Raw genomic sequence first — 15332 nt, 5'->3', positions numbered from 1 at the left:
CAATCAACCGGATACCCCTGGAGATCATCATGCGTACATTTCGCGCCATTGCGCCGCTTACCCTCGGCCTTCTCGGCACCGCCGGCCTCATCGGTCACGCTGCTGCCCAAGGCACCTTTTCGGCCTGGGGCCACGACTTCACGTTGGCCCCGTTTCAGACTCAGACGCTTGAAATGACGACCGCGACCGAAAAGGCGACGGGTCACAAGATGAATCTCGTCAAGCTGAAGAACGGTCATCTGATGGCGCTGGTCCCGGCCGACCGCTACATGGCGCTGATGACGACGCCCGCCGAAGACATGATGCCCTAGCCGGCGCCCGGTCGGATCGTCGTTCGGCGTACCGCTCGCCGGTCGGCGATCCGACCTGATCGCGAGGTATATGACGTCCATCATACCAAAAGCCGGCGTGCGATCGAACGTTTTGCCGGGACGGCGGCGATCTTTTCGCCGCCCCCATCGTTGAAGGCAGATCATCTCCCTCGAGGATCGATCATGCCGACGTTCCGTTCCCTGACTGTCGCCGCCGCCCTGACCCTCGCGGCGATGCCCGTCGCCCAGGCGCAGATCGCCGACCCCGGCTCGAAGGCCGAAGCCGAACGCGCGGTGCAGAACTATCTCGCGATGTGGTCCAGCAACCAGGCGATCAACGATGCGTCCGTCTTGCGTTTCTACGCCCCGCGGGTGATCTATTACGGCAAGTCGTTTTCGCGCGCCCAGGTGCTCGCGGACAAGACGACCTACATCCATCACTGGCCGGTCCGCGATTACAAAGAGGTGCCGGGATCGTTCACCGCGCATTGCAACGTCGACCGCAGCCTCTGCAAGGTCAGCGCCGACATGACGTGGCGGCGCGTCAGCACCAGCAACGCCGTCTCCGTCGGCCGTGCGCGCCTCACCTTCGATTTTGTGCCCATCGAAGGCGGCCGCAAGATCGCCCGCGAGTCCGCCCGGATTTTATAGGCCGAAGCGGTCGCGCCAGCTCGGCTGGGCCGCCTTGAACGGCAGAGCCGTCGCCTCGTAGACCGCGCGGGCGATCGCGCGGGCCATGCAGTCGGCGGCGAGCATGCCGATCTCGACCTGCTCGACCGGCGAGGGCTCGCGCGCACGCGCGGTCGCTGCGGCAAAAACCGTGTCGCCGTCGAGAGCCGCATGCACCGGGCGCAACGCGCGGGCCAACCCATCCTGCGCCATCACCGCCAGCCGCTTGCATTCGGCTTTCGTCAGGGCGGCATCGGTGGCGACGACGCCGATGGTGGTGTTCTCCGGCTGCGCACCCTTGAGCGCCAGGGTCAAAGCGTCGGCGGGGAACGGCATCGGCCAGCCGAGCCCGCCGAACTCGGCGTCCCGCTCGTAGGGCGCGGCCCAAAACTGCGGGCCGCCGCCGAGGGTGGCGCTGCCCAGCGCGTTGACCGCGACGAGCGCCGCGACGGTGAAACCGGCCGACGTCACCGCGCTCGCCGAGCCGAGGCCGCCCTTCAGGGTCGCCGTCGTCGCACCAAGCCCCGCGCCGACGCTGCCTAGCGCCACGTCGAGCGCTGCGGCTGCAGCGGCGCGGTAGCCGAGGTGCCAATAGACCGGTTCCGGCCCCCACGCCTTGTCGCCGCCGTTGAGCAGATCGAACAGGATCGCGCCCGGCACGATCGGCACCGCGGCGTCGCGGACGCGAAAGCCCCTGCCCTGCTCGCGCAGCCAGGCCTGCACCCCGCCCATCGCATCGAGCCCGAAGGCCGAACCGCCGGACAGGACGAGCGCGTCGACATGCTCGACGCTCATCCCCGGCTCGAGCAAAGCCGTGTCGCGCAGGCCCGGCGCCCCGCCCACAACCGAGACCGACGCCACGCACGGCGCATCGAAGACCACCGCGGTGACGCCGGAACCGATCCGCGGATCCTCCGCCTGGCCGACGCGAAGCCCCGGAACGTCGGTGATCGTGTTGCGGCTCAAGTGGCGGCTCCCTCCATCGTGCGGCTTATTTGGTCTGGCGGCCGTGGCTGTCCATCGGATGACCGCCGGCATCGAGCTCGCACATATGATGCGCGTCGGGCGGGATGCCCTCGAGCTGGCGCTGATGATCGACTGGATTCCAGCCGTCCGGGAAAGCGCAGGGCGCCGTCCGATGGCTCTTTGCAGACGACGGCATGATGCCGAGACCATTCACCGCGACACCCAGCGCGATAGCAACGTAGACCGACCGCATCGATTGTTCTCCGACTCAAACCGCATTCGTTTCGCTCCGGATGGATTCACGGATTGCCGCGCGACGCCACCGCGTTTTCGCAGATGACCGCGGCCGATTGCGTTTCAACCATAAAATTGGCTCTAGCCAAGCTTCGTTTTGTTATGACATAACATAACGCATCGAGGGCTTGTCGTTATGGAAATCGGAATGTCGTTACGTCGTTATCGTCCAAATCTGTCCGTCACCGCAGCGTCGCTTGTCGCGCTAAGTGCCGGCGCGGCTCTCGCCCAGACCGCCCTTCCCCAAGTCACGGTGACGGAGCCGGCGAAGCCGCATCCCACGGACGCCCCCAAGCGGCCGAAGCTCGCCAGCCGCGCGCCACACGCTGCGATTCAGCGCGGCATAGCGGTGCGACGGTCCCAGCCGGGCATCGCGACGGCAGGCGCCGTTCAACCTTCCGCCGGCGCGGGATCGGCCGGCGTGGCCGCCCCAAGTGCCGCCCAGCAGGCCGAGGGCGCGGCCGAAGCGCAGCGCGCGCGCCTGCTGCCAAGGGTCGGCGTCAACAGCTTTGCCATCGACAAGGCGGCGATCGATGCCCTGCCGCAGGGCAACACCACCAGCATCGACCGCGTATTGCTGCAGGCGCCCGGCGTATCCCAGGATTCCGCAGCGAGCGGCGACCTCCACATCCGTAACGAACACGCCAATCTGCAGTACCGCATCAACGGCATCTTTCTGCCGGACGGCGTTTCGGGCTTCAGCCAGGTGCTCGACACCAGCCTGATCCGCAGCCTTGACGTCGTCGACGGCGCGCTGCCGGCACAATACGGGCTGCACACCGCTGGCCTGATCGACGTCCAGACGAAAACCGGTGCGGAGCCGGGTGGCAGCATCGGCGTCTACGGCGGCAGCCACGGCACGATCATCCCGACGCTGACCTACGCCGGCGCGATCGATCGCTGGGACTATTTTTTCACCGGCCGTTTCCAGACCAGCAACCTCGGCATCGAGAACACCACGCCCGGCCATGACGCCGAACACGACCGCACGCGGCAGGGCCGCTACTTCGCCTCGATTTCCGGGCAGCTCGAGGACGGCTCCCGCATCACTTTGATGTCCGGCGCCTCGATCGCGCAATACCAGATCCCCAACACGCCCGGCCAGATGCCGCAATTCACCGCCTTCGGCGTCACCAACGCCAATTCCTCGCAACTCAATGAAAACCAGGTCGAGCGTTCGATCTTCAACGTCCTGGCCTGGCAGAAGAACTTTGGCGCGCTCGATACCCAGGTCTCGTATTTCCAGCGTTACAGCACCCTGCATTTCGTGCCCGATACGGTGAACGACCTCGTCTTCAACGGTGTCGCCTCCGACGTGACCCGCACCAGCCTGGTCAACGGTGTGCAGAGCGACAACGCTTATCGCTTCAACGAGCGCAACACGCTGCGCTTCGGTTTGACCACCAACGTCGAGCGCGCGGAAGCTGTGAACTCGTCGGTCGTGCTGCCGACCGATGCCGACGGCAACGCGATCGACGCGCCCTTCACGCTCAACGATGCGGAACGCAAGACCGGGGTCATCGCCGGCGCCTATGTGCAGGACGAGATGCGCCTGACGCCGGAGATCACCATCAACGGCGGCCTGCGGTTCGATTACATGCATCAGTACACCGATGCGAGCCAGCTCAGCCCGCGCATCGGGCTGGTCTACAAGCCGGTCGAGGGCACAACGTTCCATGCCGGTTATGCCCGCTATTTTACGCCGCCCGAACTCGCCTTGTCGGCGCCGACGCCGGTGCAGAATTTCGCCAACACGACGGCGGCGCCCGGGGTCACCCAGTCGAGCCCGGTCAAGCCGGAGCGCTCACACTACTTCGATGCCGGCGTGACGCAGCGGCTGCTGCCCGGCCTCGATGCCGGCGTGGACGTCTACTACAAGATCGCAAAAAACCTGCTCGACGACGGTCAGTTCGGACAGGCCCTGGTCCTGAGCGCCTTCAACTACGACCACGCGACCAACGAAGGTGTCGAGTTCAAGGTCAACTATGAGCAGGGCAATTTTCGCGCTTACGGCAATGTCGCCGTGGCTCAGCAGAAGGCCTCGCAGGTCTCGTCGAACCAGTTCCTGTTCGATCCGGACGAACTCGCCTTCATTCAGAACCACTCGATCTTCACCGACCACGCCCAGATCATCACGGCGTCCGGTGGCCTGTCCTATCTTTATTACGGCACGCGGCTCAGCGTCGACGCGATCTACGGCAGCGGTCTTCGCGACGGGTTCGCCAATACCGGCACGGTCTCGCCCTACACCACCGTCAATCTCGGCGTGACGCATGATTTCGTCGGTGCCAACGGCAAGCCTCTGACGGCGCGCTTCACGGTGGTGAATCTGTTCGACCATGCCTACGAGATCCGCGACGGGTCGGGCATCGGCGTCTTCGCCGCGCAATACGGCGAGCGCCGCGGCTTCTTCGCCGGCCTGACCCAGCAGTTCTGATGGACGTTTGCGTCTCCCAGGATCTTCTCTGGCGGCCATCATCGGCGAAGGCGGAGATCCGGCGTTACGCGTTGGCGGCTGCCGCCGTGCTGACGCTGGGCGGCGGCGCGGCGCTGGCCGTCGCGGAAAGGCCGAGTGGACAGGTCTCGGCCTTGGACGCCGAGGACGCCGTCCTGCTCGACCTGCCGGCGCTGCCCTCGTCCGCCCCGCCGACCGAGGCGGCCGAGGGGCCAGAGCAGCAGGCGATGGACGCGGCGGCGGAGCCCAAGCCGGTGGAGTCCCCGCCGGACAACCCGCCTGACCCGCCGCCGCCGCCGGAGCCGCAACCCGCGGCCCCGATCGAGGCTCAGAAGCCAACCGCCCCCGAAACCCCGCCGGTCGCCGCGGCGGCGGCCCAGGAGGCCATGGCCCCCGCCGGCTCTCAGGCCCCCGTCGCCGCAGCGGAGCCGATCGAGAGCGAAGCGGCAGCACGCCCCGCCGGCCATGCCATCAGCCTGTGGCAGCGGGCGATGCTGACGCGGCTCGAACACGCCAAGAGCGGCACCCGGCCCGGCGGCCTGTCCGGCACGGTCCATATCGCCTTCACCATCGACCGCGCCGGCCGTCTTCTCTCCAGCCGCATCGTCCACGGATCCGGCTCCGTGCGGCTCGATCAGATCGCCCTGACGCTGCTGGGCCGGGCGGCGCCGTTTCCGGCACCGCCATCCGGCGTCGCCGACGCGGCGCTCACCTTCACCGTCCCGATCTTTTTCGCCAACGCGCGCTGAGATCGCCTGGAATGACGACCATCATACATCACGCCGCCCCGAGACGCCGACAAAACCATTGGAGACAACATGTGCATCGGTGAATCCTTGAACGACACCCTGGACCTCACCGAGCAGAGCTATCTGCGCGCGATCGCGGTCTCGGAATTCCCGACGCATGCCTTCACGCTGCGGACCAACGAGGACGGCATCACCTGGGTCGTTCTCGAACCGGGCGCGGGGCGCGCCGACCTGATGCGCGTCACCATCTGCCGGCTCGACCCCTGCGTGATGGTGATGATCGAGGACCACGAGGCTCGGCGGCAGTTCTGCAGCACCGTAAGCGTCGCCGACGCCGTCGAATTCGTGCGCAACGCCGCGGATCAAGCCATTCTAACCGTGATGAACGCGCATCCGGCCTCGACCGGCCTGCACTGATTTCGATAAGCAATAGTGTTAAATGACATAACTCCTGATGTAACGCGCAACGGCGTCTTGCTATCTGCGACGCTGTGCTAAAGAAAAGCCCTGGTAGAGGGATGGAACGCGTAACGGTGGATACACTGCAGGACGACGTCGCGGCGATCGCCAATATCGACGCGGTGCCGACGATCCTCGAGGTCATCTGCCGGACGACGGGCATGGGGTTTGCCGCCGTCGCCCGCGTCACCGAAGATCGCTGGATCGCCTGCAGCGTGCGCGACGATATCGAATTCGGTCTCAAAGCCGGCGGCGAACTGAAGGTCGAGACGACGATCTGCGACAGTATCCGCAACCGCCGCGAAGCCGTTGTGATCGACCATGTCGCCGAAGACGCGATCTATCGCGATCACCACACGCCGGCGCTCTATCGCTTTCAAAGCTACATCTCGATGCCGATCCTGATGCCGGACGGCCAGTTCTTCGGCACCCTCTGCGCCATCGATCCGCGTCCGGCGCGCATCAACACCCCCCATGTCGTCGGCATGTTCAAGCTGTTCGCCGAGCTCATCGCCTTCCATATCGATGCCCATCGGAAACTGGCGGCCAGCGCGGCCGTGCTGCTCGATGAGCGCCATGCGTCGGTGTTGCGCGAACAGTTCATCGCCGTGCTGGGGCACGACCTGCGCAACCCGCTCGCCGCGATCGACGGTGGTGCGCATCTGCTTCTGCGCCGCGCCAAGCTCGACGAAGCCTCGACTTCGGTCGTCACGCAGATCCGCAAGAGCGTCGACCGCATGGCCGAACTGATCGACAACGTGCTGGACTTCGCCCGCGGCCGGCTCGGCAGCGGCCTGAACCTGCAGCGCGAAGACCACGCCTTGCTGCTCCCCACCTTGCAGCACGTGGTCAGCGAACTGCGGGCGGCATCGCCGGGCCGAACGATCGAAACGGATTTCGCCCTTGCCGGTTCGATCAACTGCGATGGCGGGCGGATCGGCCAGCTGCTGTCGAATCTGGTCGGTAACGCGATCGCCCACGGCGCCGCGAACCGGCCGATCAAGGTCGAGGCCTCGACGGACGACGGCGTTTTGCGTCTGGCGGTGATCAATGGTGGCGTTCCGATCCCGCCGGACACGATCGAGCACCTGTTCGCGCCCTTCTTTCGGGCGCCACGCCGCGCGACCAATCAAGGGCTCGGGTTGGGGCTCTATATCGCGTCCGAGATCGCCAAGGCGCATGGGGGCACCCTTGCGGTGACCTCGACCGAGGCGGAAACTCGGTTCTCGTTCCGGATGCCATTGACCGAATCGTGAAGGCCGTATCGGTCTGCACGCTTGCCTTGCGCGGCATTAAGGATGATCCTTTCCCCGAGGATCGACTCGCCGCACAAGCGGCTTGCCTGCATAGCCACGGCGCCCGGGGGCTTCATGTTCATCATCGTCTGCGCCTCGACGCCCAACAGCAGCGTGCGCATCGGTTGCGCCAGCCCGCAGGAAGCCCAGGCCAAGATGGTCGAACTCGAGGACGCCGCGATCGGCAAGGTCCGCGCCTTCGACGATTCCGGCAAACGCATCACAACGGAAGAGCTGGCAGCGATGCTGGAAACGTCCACGCCGCCCGATGGGCAGAGTCTGTCCTAGGCGGGTCGGACGCGTTCGAGCCTCAGTGGTAGGCGCGCCAGGCCAGCCCCGCAGCAGCGAGCCAGCCGATGATGGCCGCGAACGTCATCCACGGCGTCTGGGTCACGACCCGCAGCTCGCCGAATTCGATCTTGATCGTGCTCGGGAAGGATAGCGCGACGTTCGAGGGCGGTTGGCCGAGCGCCGCCACTTCCGGCGGCGGGGATGCCACTGCCGTGTCGTTCGCGCCGGCATCGGCCAAAAGCGTCACGAAGTTCGTGAAGAACTCATCTGCCGTCTTGCGCGCGGCGCCCTTCAGCATACGGCTTCCGACGCTCGCCAGCTTGCCGCCGATCTCGGCCTTGGCCGTGTAGGTCAAAATCGTCGCCGCCTCGCCATCATCGGCCAGTTCGACCCGCGCGCTGCCTTTGGCGAAGCCGGCGACCCCACCCTGCCCGCTGCCGGAAATCGTGTAGGCACGGCCGGGATCGATATCGGTGAGGTCGACGGTGCCCGCGAACGACGCCGACACCGGCCCGATCTTCGACACCACGCGGGCGGAAAAGCCGGTGTCCGACGTTTTCGTCAGCTCCTTGCAGCCCGGGATGCAGGCGCGCAGCGCCGCCGGATCGTTCAACGCCGTCCACACGCGGTCGCGCGGCAGCGGGATCTTCTGCTCGCCATCAAGCTCCATGACGTCGTCCTTTTCTTGTCAGGTCAGACCGCGCAATAGCGGTCGCGGATCGTCGGGTCGGCGAGGAGATCCGCACTGGACCCGTCGTGCACGAGGCGGCCCTGGTCGAGCACATAGGCCCGGTCGGAGATTTCGAGAGCCAGTTCGACGTTCTGCTCGATGAGCAGCAGGCTGGTGCCGCCGCGCTTGAGGTCGAGGAACAGGTCGGCCATTTCGTCGACGAGCGCCGGCATGATGCCCTCGGAGGGCTCGTCGAGAAGGATCATCTTCGGGTTGGACAGCATAGCCCGAGCGATCGCGAGCATCTGCTGCTCGCCGCCCGACATCGTGATCGCCTCCTGCCCCAGCCGCTCCCCAAGGCGTGGAAACCGCTGTGCGACGGCCTCGATCGCTTGGGCCTCCGCTGCCTTGCCGAGACGGGCCGCTAGCAGCCCCAGCACCAGATTCTCGCGGACCGTAAGGCCGGGGACGATGCGCCGATCCTCGGGCACGTAGCCGAGCCCGCGGCCGAACCGCTCGTGGGTCGGCCGCGCCGAGAGATCCGCGCAGTCGAACCGCACGCTGCCGGAGCGCTTGGGAATCAAACCCATGATGCTACGGACCGTCGTGGTCTTGCCGGCGCCGTTGCGGCCGACCAGCGCGACGATCTCGCCGGGGCCGACCGCAAGGCTGACGCCCTGCAGGACGTGGGCGGGACCATACCAGGCGTTGAGGTCACGCACCTCGAGCAACGGATCAGCCACGGCCGGACCGCCCTTCGCCGAGATAGACGCGGCGCACATCGGCATCGGTGCGGATCGCGTCCGGCGTTCCCGCGGCCAGGAGCTTGCCCTGGTGCAGCACGACGATCCGGTCCGCCAGCCCCATCACCATCTTCATCTTGTGCTCGACGAGGAGCACGGTGCGCTCGCTTGCGAGCCGCGCGATCAGATCCATCATTTCCTTGGTCTCTTCCGGACTCATGCCTGCGGTCGGCTCGTCGAGCAGCAGCAGTTTCGGGCGGCTCGCCAGCGCCACGGCGATCTCCAGCGCGCGCTGCTCGCCATGCGCCAGGCTCGCCGCCGGGCGGCCGCGGCGCGCCAATAAGCCGACCAGCGCCAGCGTCGAATCCGCCTCCTCGGCGAGGCCGGGATAGTGCGCGCGATCGCGCCACAAACCGCCGCGGGCCGAGGCGTGGATGGCCTGGCAGGCGAGGCGGACGTTTTCGTGGGCGGTCAGCTGCGGGAACAGGCTGGTGATCTGATACGAGCGGGCGATCCCCATCCGGGTGAAGCGGTGGTGCGGCTGGCCGGCAACGTCGGCGCCTTCGAAGCGGATGCGGCCGCTCGTCGGCGCGACGGCGCCCGAGAGCAGCGAGAAAAACGTGCTCTTGCCGGCGCCGTTGGGGCCGATGATCGCGGTGAGCTGTCCCGCCTCGAAGCTGACGCTGACGTCGTCGAGCGCGGTGAAGCCGCCGAAGCGCTTGCCGATATGCTCGGCGACGAGGACGGGCCCGGTCATGCGGACCGCCGTTTGTGCCAGGCAGCCAGCGTGCCCCAGACGCCGCGCGGCAAAAACAGCACGGCCAGAATGAAGACGATACCGACGAACAGCTGCCAATGCGGCGTCCAGATCGAAAACACGTCCTCGATCAGCAGGAAGATCGCAGCGCCGACGAAAGGCCCGAGGAACGTTCCGCTACCGCCGAGCAGCACCATCATCACCGCGAGCCCTGACGTCTGGTAGAACAGTGTGTCGATCGGCACGATCGACAGATGCAGCGCATCGAGCGTGCCGGCGAGACCGCAGACGAGGCCCGACAGCGTGAAGGCGATGAGCTTGATCCGCTTGACGTCGTAGCCGATCGCCGCGGCCCGGCTCTCGTTCTCGCGGACGGCCTCCATCGCAGCCCCGAAGGGCGCGTTCAACAGCCGCGAGATCGCATAAAGCGCGGCCACGACGAAGACGAGGATGACATAGTATTTTGTCACGGGGTCGAGAAAGTTGAGTGCGAGCGGCCCGATGTGGATCACACTGACGGTGAGACCACGCAGGCCGTTTTCGCCACCGGTCCAATCGGTCGCCTGGAACGCGACGTAATAGACGAGTTGCGCCAGAGCCAAAGTGACCATGCTGAAGTAGATCCCGCGCGAGCGGATCGACAGCGCGCCGATCAGCAGCGCGAGAACACCCGCGACGGCAACACCGATCGCAATCGCGCCGAACCAGCCGACGCCGTAGCGCGCCAAAGCGATGCCGGCGCCATAGGCCCCCGCGCCAAAGAACGCGGCGTGGCCGAAGGACAGCATGCCGGCAAAACCGAACAGCAGGTTGAAGCCGGTGGCGTAGAGCCCGAAGATCAAGATGTTGACCGCCAGCGCCTGGGACGGAACGATCCACGGCAGCGCGGCCAGCGCGACCGTCAGCAGCGGCACCCGCCAGCGCTGGGCCGTCGCCGACCAGTCGGCGCCGGACGGCATGATGCGGGCGGCGGCGATATCGCGGGTCATCGCGCCAGCGCTCCGCGGCCGAACAGCCCGTGCGGCCGCACCAGAAGCACCAGCGCCATCAGCGCGAACATCGAAATCTCAGACATTTCGGGCATCCAGAGAGCGGTCATGCTGACGACGATGCCGACGAGCATGCCGGCGACGGCGCCGCCAAGCAGCGAACCCATGCCGCCGATCACGGTGACGACGAAGGCTTCGATGAGCACGGCGACGCCCATCTCGGGATTGACGCTGCGCATCGGCGCTGCAAGCAGGCCGGCCAGCGCGGCAAGTCCGGTGCCGAGCCCGAACACCAGCAGAAAGACTTTTCGGGTGTCGACGCCGAGGACGGAGAGGATCTCCGGGTCCCGCGCGGCGCCGCGAATGATGAGGCCGTAACGCGTGCGTTCCAAGAGGATCCACAGGCCGAGCATCAAGGCCGCGGTCATCGCAATGACGAACAGGCGATAGGCCGGAAAATAGCCGAGGCCCTCGATATCAAGGCCGCCGGACAAGAGTGGTGGTGTTTCGAACGGCATGCCGTCGGTGCCGAACAGAATGCGCACGACCTCGATCAGCACATAGCCGAGGCCGAAGGTCAGGAGCAGCGGATAGTCCTGCCCGCGTCCATAGAGCGGCCGGATGAGAAAGCGCTCGACGCCGAGCCCCATGACGCCGATCAGCACGGGTACCGCGACGAGCGCGATCCAAAAGTTGCCGGTCAGCGCGAGAACGAAGACGCCGGCATAGGCGCCGGTCATGTAGAAGGCGCCGTGCGCGAAATTGACGACGCCGAGCATGCCGAAGATCACCGACAGGCCGGTGGAGAGCAGCACGAAGACCGCGCCCAACGCCACGCCGGTGAACAGCTGCGCGACGATCAGGTCGAGCGTCATTTGCCCGCCACGTGGCCGAGATCCGCGCAGCTGCGAAGGTTGGCCTCCGACCCGTCGTCCATGGCGAGGACGTCAAACAGATCCGTCGCGTTTTTCATCGCGGCCTTCGCCTTCGACTGCAGGATCAGCACCGACTGCACCGCCTGATGGTCGCAGGCCCGCATCGTCTCCGGCCCCTTGTACGTGTCGTATTTGGCGTTTTCGATCTGATGCACGAGCGCATCGGCATCGACGCTGCCGGCGCGGCGCATCGCGTCGAGCACGAGGCGGATGCCGGCATAGCCGTAGGCGCCGTAATCCGAGGGAACACCGCCTGATGTGTCGGCGCGATAGGCGTCGTTGAAGGCCTTGGCCGTCGGCACGTGATCCTCGATCGTCCAATAATAATTGGAGCCGCCGATGATCCCCTCGAAGGCCTCGGGGCTGCCGGCGAGACGTTGGTTGTACAGCAGCACGGGGACGACGATCTTAGACTGGCGCTTGAGGCCGAAGTCGACGGCCTGCTTGATCGAGTTGGCCTGATCGCGGCCGAAATTGCAGATGCAGACGACGTCGGCTTTCGCGGCCCGCAAGCGCGGCAGGAAGGTGGAATAATCCGCGGCGCCGAACGGATGCTTTTGCTCCAGCACGATATCGATGCCGCCGATCGCCGCCGCGGCGCTGCGGAAACCGGCCGCCATCTCTTGCCCATAGGCGTAGTCGGCGAGCAGGATCGCGACCTTCATGCCGGGCTTAAAAACATGGCGCGCGACTGCGCCAGCCGTCATGTGCGGGTTCAACGCCTCATGGAAGGTGGTGCGGCTGAAGTCCGGCATCGCGGTAATCGTGTCGGACTGGCTGATCGACACGTAGAGCATGCCGCGCGCCTTGGTCACCTCGTTGACTGCAAGCTGCACGGAAGAGGAGAGCGCGCCGACGATGCAGGCGACCTTGTCCTTCTCGATCAATTCGAGGGTGCGCGTGGCGGCTTCGCCCCGGTTGAGCTTGTCGTCGCGAACGAGCAACTCAACCTGTCGACCCTTTAGGCCGCCAGCAGCATTGAACTGCTTGATCGCGAGCTCTGCGCAGCGGACCTGGTCTTTGGCTTCGGCGCCGAATGGGCCGGTGAGCGGCGTGGGGAAACCGATGCGGATCGGTTCGTCGGCCGCGCGGGCAACGCGCAGCAGCAACGCCGGCGCCGCCAGCGTGGCGATGGTGCCGCCAAGCAGCGTGCGGCGTCCGATCGTTGTCTTCGTCTCGTGCATCGTCATCTCCCCCGTCGTTTTTCTTTAATTTTTCGTCAGATCCGCCCAAGCGCTTTCAAGATGCGCTCGGGCGTCAGCGGTATCTCCGTCAGTCTCGCGCCAAGCGGCCGGATCGCATCGTTGACGGCGTTGAGTATCGCCGACGCCGACCCAGCCGTTCCCGCCTCGCCGGCGCCTTTGGCACCCAATTCCGTATGCAGCGTCGGCGTCGAGACATGGCCGACATGAATGTCCGGCATTTCCGCCGCCATCGGCACGAGGTAGTCGGCCATCGTCCCGTTGAGAAGCTGGCCTTCCGGCGAATAGATGCATTCCTCGAACAGCGCGGCGCCGATGCCCTGGACGACGCCGCCGCGGATCTGCTCGTCGACCAGCATCGGGTTGATGATGCGGCCGCAATCCTCGACCACCCAGTGACCGAGCAAACGAACGAAGCCGGTCTCGACATCGACCTCGACGTGACTCGCCTGGATGCCGTTGGTGAAGGAAAAAGCCTGGCCGCGCGGCACGTGGTTGCGCGAGGCCGTCATCTGCGCCTGGACGCCGGGCGGCAGCGTGTCCGGCCGATAGTAGGCGATGCGCGCCAACTCGGCGACGGTGATGCGTTCACGCCCGCCATCGACGTCGACGACCGCGCCGTCGACGATGTCGAGCGCCCCAGCCTGTTCCTGCAGAATGGCGGCGGCCAGCGCGAGCAACTGCTCGCGAAGCGCCCGGCCGGTGATCAGCACCGTCTCGCCGCCGATGCTGGCGCCGCGCGAGGCCCAGGTGGCGCCGCCGTAGGGCGCCGCCTCGGTGTCGCCGGTGAGGACCCGGACCTGGTCGATCTTGACGCCGAGCGCGGAGGCCGCGATCTGCGCCATGATGCCTTCGGTGCCCTGACCCTGCTCGGTGACGCTGACCTGGCAGCGCACCGCGCCGGAGGGGTCGACCTGCATCACGCAGCCGTCCTGCGCCGTGATCCGCGCGCCGCCGACGCCATAAAAAGCGGGGCCAGGACTGGTGATCTCGATAAACGCGGCGATACCGATGCCACGATAGACGCCGCGGCTGCGGGCCTCCTGCTGATCGCGCCGCAGGTCGGCATAGTCGCAGGCCTCTTCCAAGGCCGCGAGACATTGGTGATGCGACAGGCGCTCGAACACGTAGCCGGTCGGCGATTTGTAAGGGTAGACGTCGTCGGTCAGCAAATTGCGGCGGCGGATTTCGAGGGCGTCGAGGCCGATGGCGTTTGCCGCTTGGTCCACGAGCGCTTCGGTCACCGCACAGGCGATGGGGTGGCCGACGGCGCGATACTGGCTCATCATCGCCTTGTTCTGAAAGACGACCTTAAGGCTGCCGCGGTAGTTGCGGTTGGCGTAGGGGCCGCCCATCAGGCGAACCGCCTGGTTGCCTTCGACCGCGCTGGTGCGGGGATAGGCGGAGAAGGGGCCGACGCCGGTGACGTCGTCGACCTCCATCGCGGTGATGACACCCTCGCCGTTCACCGCCATGCGGGCGCGCACGCGATGCGACCGGGTGTGGATGTCGGAAACGAAGGATTCCAAACGATCGGCCACGAATTTGACCGGCCGGCGCAGCATGACCGCCATCGCGGCCGCGGCCATCTCGTCGCCGTAGACATGCAGCTTCATGCCAAAGCTGCCGCCGACGTCGCGCGCGACGACGCGGACATTGGCCTCGGGAAGGCCGAGATGGCGGGCGTAGATGTCCTGCATCTGATACGGCGTCTGCGTCGACTGGTGGATCGTCAGCCGATTTTCGCTGGCGTCGTAGTCGGCGAGGATCGAGCGTGGCTCCAGCGTCACCGCGGTGTGGCGGTTGAAGAAAAACGTGTCCTCGACGATTTTGTGGGCGTCGCGGAAGGCGGCGTCGACCTCGCCGCTCTCGAGCTTGAGCTGGAAGGCGATATTGTCGCCGAGATCAGGATGGATCAGCGTCGAGCCCGGCGTCAACGCGGCGTCGATATCGGTGACGGAAGGCAATTCGTCATACGCCACCGCGATCAGGTCGATCGCGTCTTCGGCCAGCGCCCGCGTGGTCGCGGCCACGGCGACGACAGGCTCGCCCAGCCAGACGACGCGGTCGATCGCCAGGGCCGGCTGCGGCGCCGATTTCAGGCCGGGGAAATGGGTGAGCACGCCGGTCCACGGCCGGCACACCGCGGCGATGTCCCGGCCGGTCGCCACCAGCACCACGCCCTTGGCGGCGCGGGCCTCCTCGATGTCGATCGACACGATTTTGGCATGGGCGTGCGGGCTGCGCAGAAACGCGACATGTACCGTGCGCGACGTCACCGGCAGGTCATCGGTGAACCGCCCCTTGCCTTCGGTCAGCCGCCGGGCATTGGGACGCGGCACGCTGCGGCCGATATAACTGTTCGGCCGGTCGATTGCGGAGATACCAGGCAGCTCGCTCATGCCGCCTCGCGGGCGGAGAGGCGCGCGGCCGCCAAAGCGATGGCGTCGACGATCGCCTGATAGCCGGTACACCGGCAGTAATTGCCGGAGATCCGCTCGCGGATGTCGTCACGCGTCGGTTCGCCGCCTTCGCGCAGCAGCTCGA

Annotated in this window: 17 protein-coding genes; 7 read left to right on the top strand and 10 right to left on the bottom strand. The window is 66.4% G+C overall.

Going from position 1 to position 15332, the window contains the following annotated elements:
• The first annotated feature begins 29 nt into the window (after positions 1-29).
• Together GSQ79_RS19395 and GSQ79_RS19390 are read left to right on the top strand one after the other, a co-directional pair.
• Entirely contained in the window at positions 30-311 is a 282-nt protein-coding gene (locus GSQ79_RS19395) for a hypothetical protein (protein WP_246725441.1), read from the top strand.
• A 183-nt stretch (positions 312-494) separates the two neighbouring features.
• Positions 495-962, top strand: coding sequence for a hypothetical protein (locus GSQ79_RS19390; RefSeq protein WP_158810309.1), 468 nt, complete (start codon positions 495-497; stop codon positions 960-962).
• Here the strand turns inward: GSQ79_RS19390 and GSQ79_RS19385 are convergent.
• The gene (locus GSQ79_RS19385; protein WP_246725440.1) at positions 957-1946 is read right to left on the bottom strand and encodes a P1 family peptidase; all 990 of its coding nucleotides are present in this window, start codon (positions 1944-1946) and stop codon (positions 957-959) included. The two genes, GSQ79_RS19390 and GSQ79_RS19385, sit on opposite strands and share 6 nt — an antisense overlap.
• Before the next feature lie 25 nt (positions 1947-1971).
• On the bottom strand, positions 1972-2199 hold the full coding sequence (locus GSQ79_RS19380; RefSeq protein WP_158810307.1) for a hypothetical protein: 228 nt from the start codon (positions 2197-2199) through the stop codon (positions 1972-1974).
• Between the two features lie 189 nt (positions 2200-2388).
• Between GSQ79_RS19380 and GSQ79_RS19375 the strand changes: the two genes are divergently transcribed.
• The 5 genes from GSQ79_RS19375 to GSQ79_RS19355 all read left to right on the top strand — a co-directional run bounded on the left by GSQ79_RS19375 (position 2389) and on the right by GSQ79_RS19355 (position 7486).
• Positions 2389-4677 carry a TonB-dependent receptor gene (locus GSQ79_RS19375; RefSeq protein ID WP_246725439.1) on the top strand — a complete coding sequence of 763 codons (2289 nt, stop codon included), beginning with the start codon at positions 2389-2391 and terminating at the stop codon, positions 4675-4677.
• A complete protein-coding gene (locus GSQ79_RS19370; RefSeq protein WP_158810305.1) occupies positions 4677-5444 on the top strand; it encodes an energy transducer TonB in 768 nt (255 codons plus the stop codon). The genes GSQ79_RS19375 and GSQ79_RS19370 overlap by 1 nt, the downstream gene beginning before the upstream one ends.
• 87 nt (positions 5445-5531) lie before the next feature.
• Positions 5532-5861 carry a hypothetical protein gene (locus tag GSQ79_RS19365; RefSeq protein ID WP_158810304.1) on the top strand — a complete coding sequence of 110 codons (330 nt, stop codon included), beginning with the start codon at positions 5532-5534 and terminating at the stop codon, positions 5859-5861.
• A gap of 101 nt (positions 5862-5962) precedes the next feature.
• A complete protein-coding gene (locus GSQ79_RS19360; RefSeq protein WP_158810303.1) occupies positions 5963-7159 on the top strand; it encodes a GAF domain-containing sensor histidine kinase in 1197 nt (398 codons plus the stop codon).
• Positions 7160-7201: 42 nt separating this feature from the next.
• Positions 7202-7486, top strand: coding sequence for a hypothetical protein (locus tag GSQ79_RS19355; protein ID WP_158810302.1), 285 nt, complete (start codon positions 7202-7204; stop codon positions 7484-7486).
• Positions 7487-7508: 22 nt separating this feature from the next.
• Here GSQ79_RS19355 and GSQ79_RS19350 read toward each other — a convergent pair whose 3' ends face one another.
• From GSQ79_RS19350 to GSQ79_RS19315, 8 genes are all read right to left on the bottom strand, one after another.
• Entirely contained in the window at positions 7509-8159 is a 651-nt protein-coding gene (locus GSQ79_RS19350) for a CoxG family protein (protein WP_158810301.1), read from the bottom strand.
• Positions 8160-8182: 23 nt separating this feature from the next.
• On the bottom strand, positions 8183-8890 hold the full coding sequence (locus tag GSQ79_RS19345; RefSeq protein WP_158810330.1) for an ABC transporter ATP-binding protein: 708 nt from the start codon (positions 8888-8890) through the stop codon (positions 8183-8185).
• Between the two features lie 4 nt (positions 8891-8894).
• Positions 8895-9659: an ABC transporter ATP-binding protein gene (locus GSQ79_RS19340; RefSeq protein WP_158810300.1), complete on the bottom strand. Its 765-nt coding sequence runs from the start codon at positions 9657-9659 to the stop codon at positions 8895-8897.
• On the bottom strand, positions 9656-10618 hold the full coding sequence (locus GSQ79_RS19335; RefSeq protein WP_246725445.1) for a branched-chain amino acid ABC transporter permease: 963 nt from the start codon (positions 10616-10618) through the stop codon (positions 9656-9658). The genes GSQ79_RS19340 and GSQ79_RS19335 overlap by 4 nt, the downstream gene beginning before the upstream one ends.
• Before the next feature lie 26 nt (positions 10619-10644).
• The gene (locus tag GSQ79_RS19330) at positions 10645-11523 is read right to left on the bottom strand and encodes a branched-chain amino acid ABC transporter permease (RefSeq protein ID WP_158810298.1); all 879 of its coding nucleotides are present in this window, start codon (positions 11521-11523) and stop codon (positions 10645-10647) included.
• On the bottom strand, positions 11520-12767 hold the full coding sequence (locus GSQ79_RS19325) for an ABC transporter substrate-binding protein (RefSeq protein ID WP_158810297.1): 1248 nt from the start codon (positions 12765-12767) through the stop codon (positions 11520-11522). The genes GSQ79_RS19330 and GSQ79_RS19325 overlap by 4 nt, the downstream gene beginning before the upstream one ends.
• 35 nt (positions 12768-12802) lie before the next feature.
• The gene (locus tag GSQ79_RS19320) at positions 12803-15187 is read right to left on the bottom strand and encodes a xanthine dehydrogenase family protein molybdopterin-binding subunit (RefSeq protein ID WP_158810296.1); all 2385 of its coding nucleotides are present in this window, start codon (positions 15185-15187) and stop codon (positions 12803-12805) included.
• The coding region (locus GSQ79_RS19315; protein ID WP_246725444.1) for a 2Fe-2S iron-sulfur cluster-binding protein at positions 15184-15332 on the bottom strand (149 nt) is incomplete at its 5' end. The genes GSQ79_RS19315 and GSQ79_RS19320, both read right to left, overlap by 4 nt.

The sequence above is a fragment of the Beijerinckia sp. L45 genome (genome assembly GCF_009765775.1).
Classification (GTDB): domain Bacteria; phylum Pseudomonadota; class Alphaproteobacteria; order Rhizobiales; family Beijerinckiaceae; genus RH-AL1.
The sequence above is the reverse complement of the archived record's forward strand: the minus strand, read 5'-3'. Positions and strand labels throughout refer to the sequence as shown.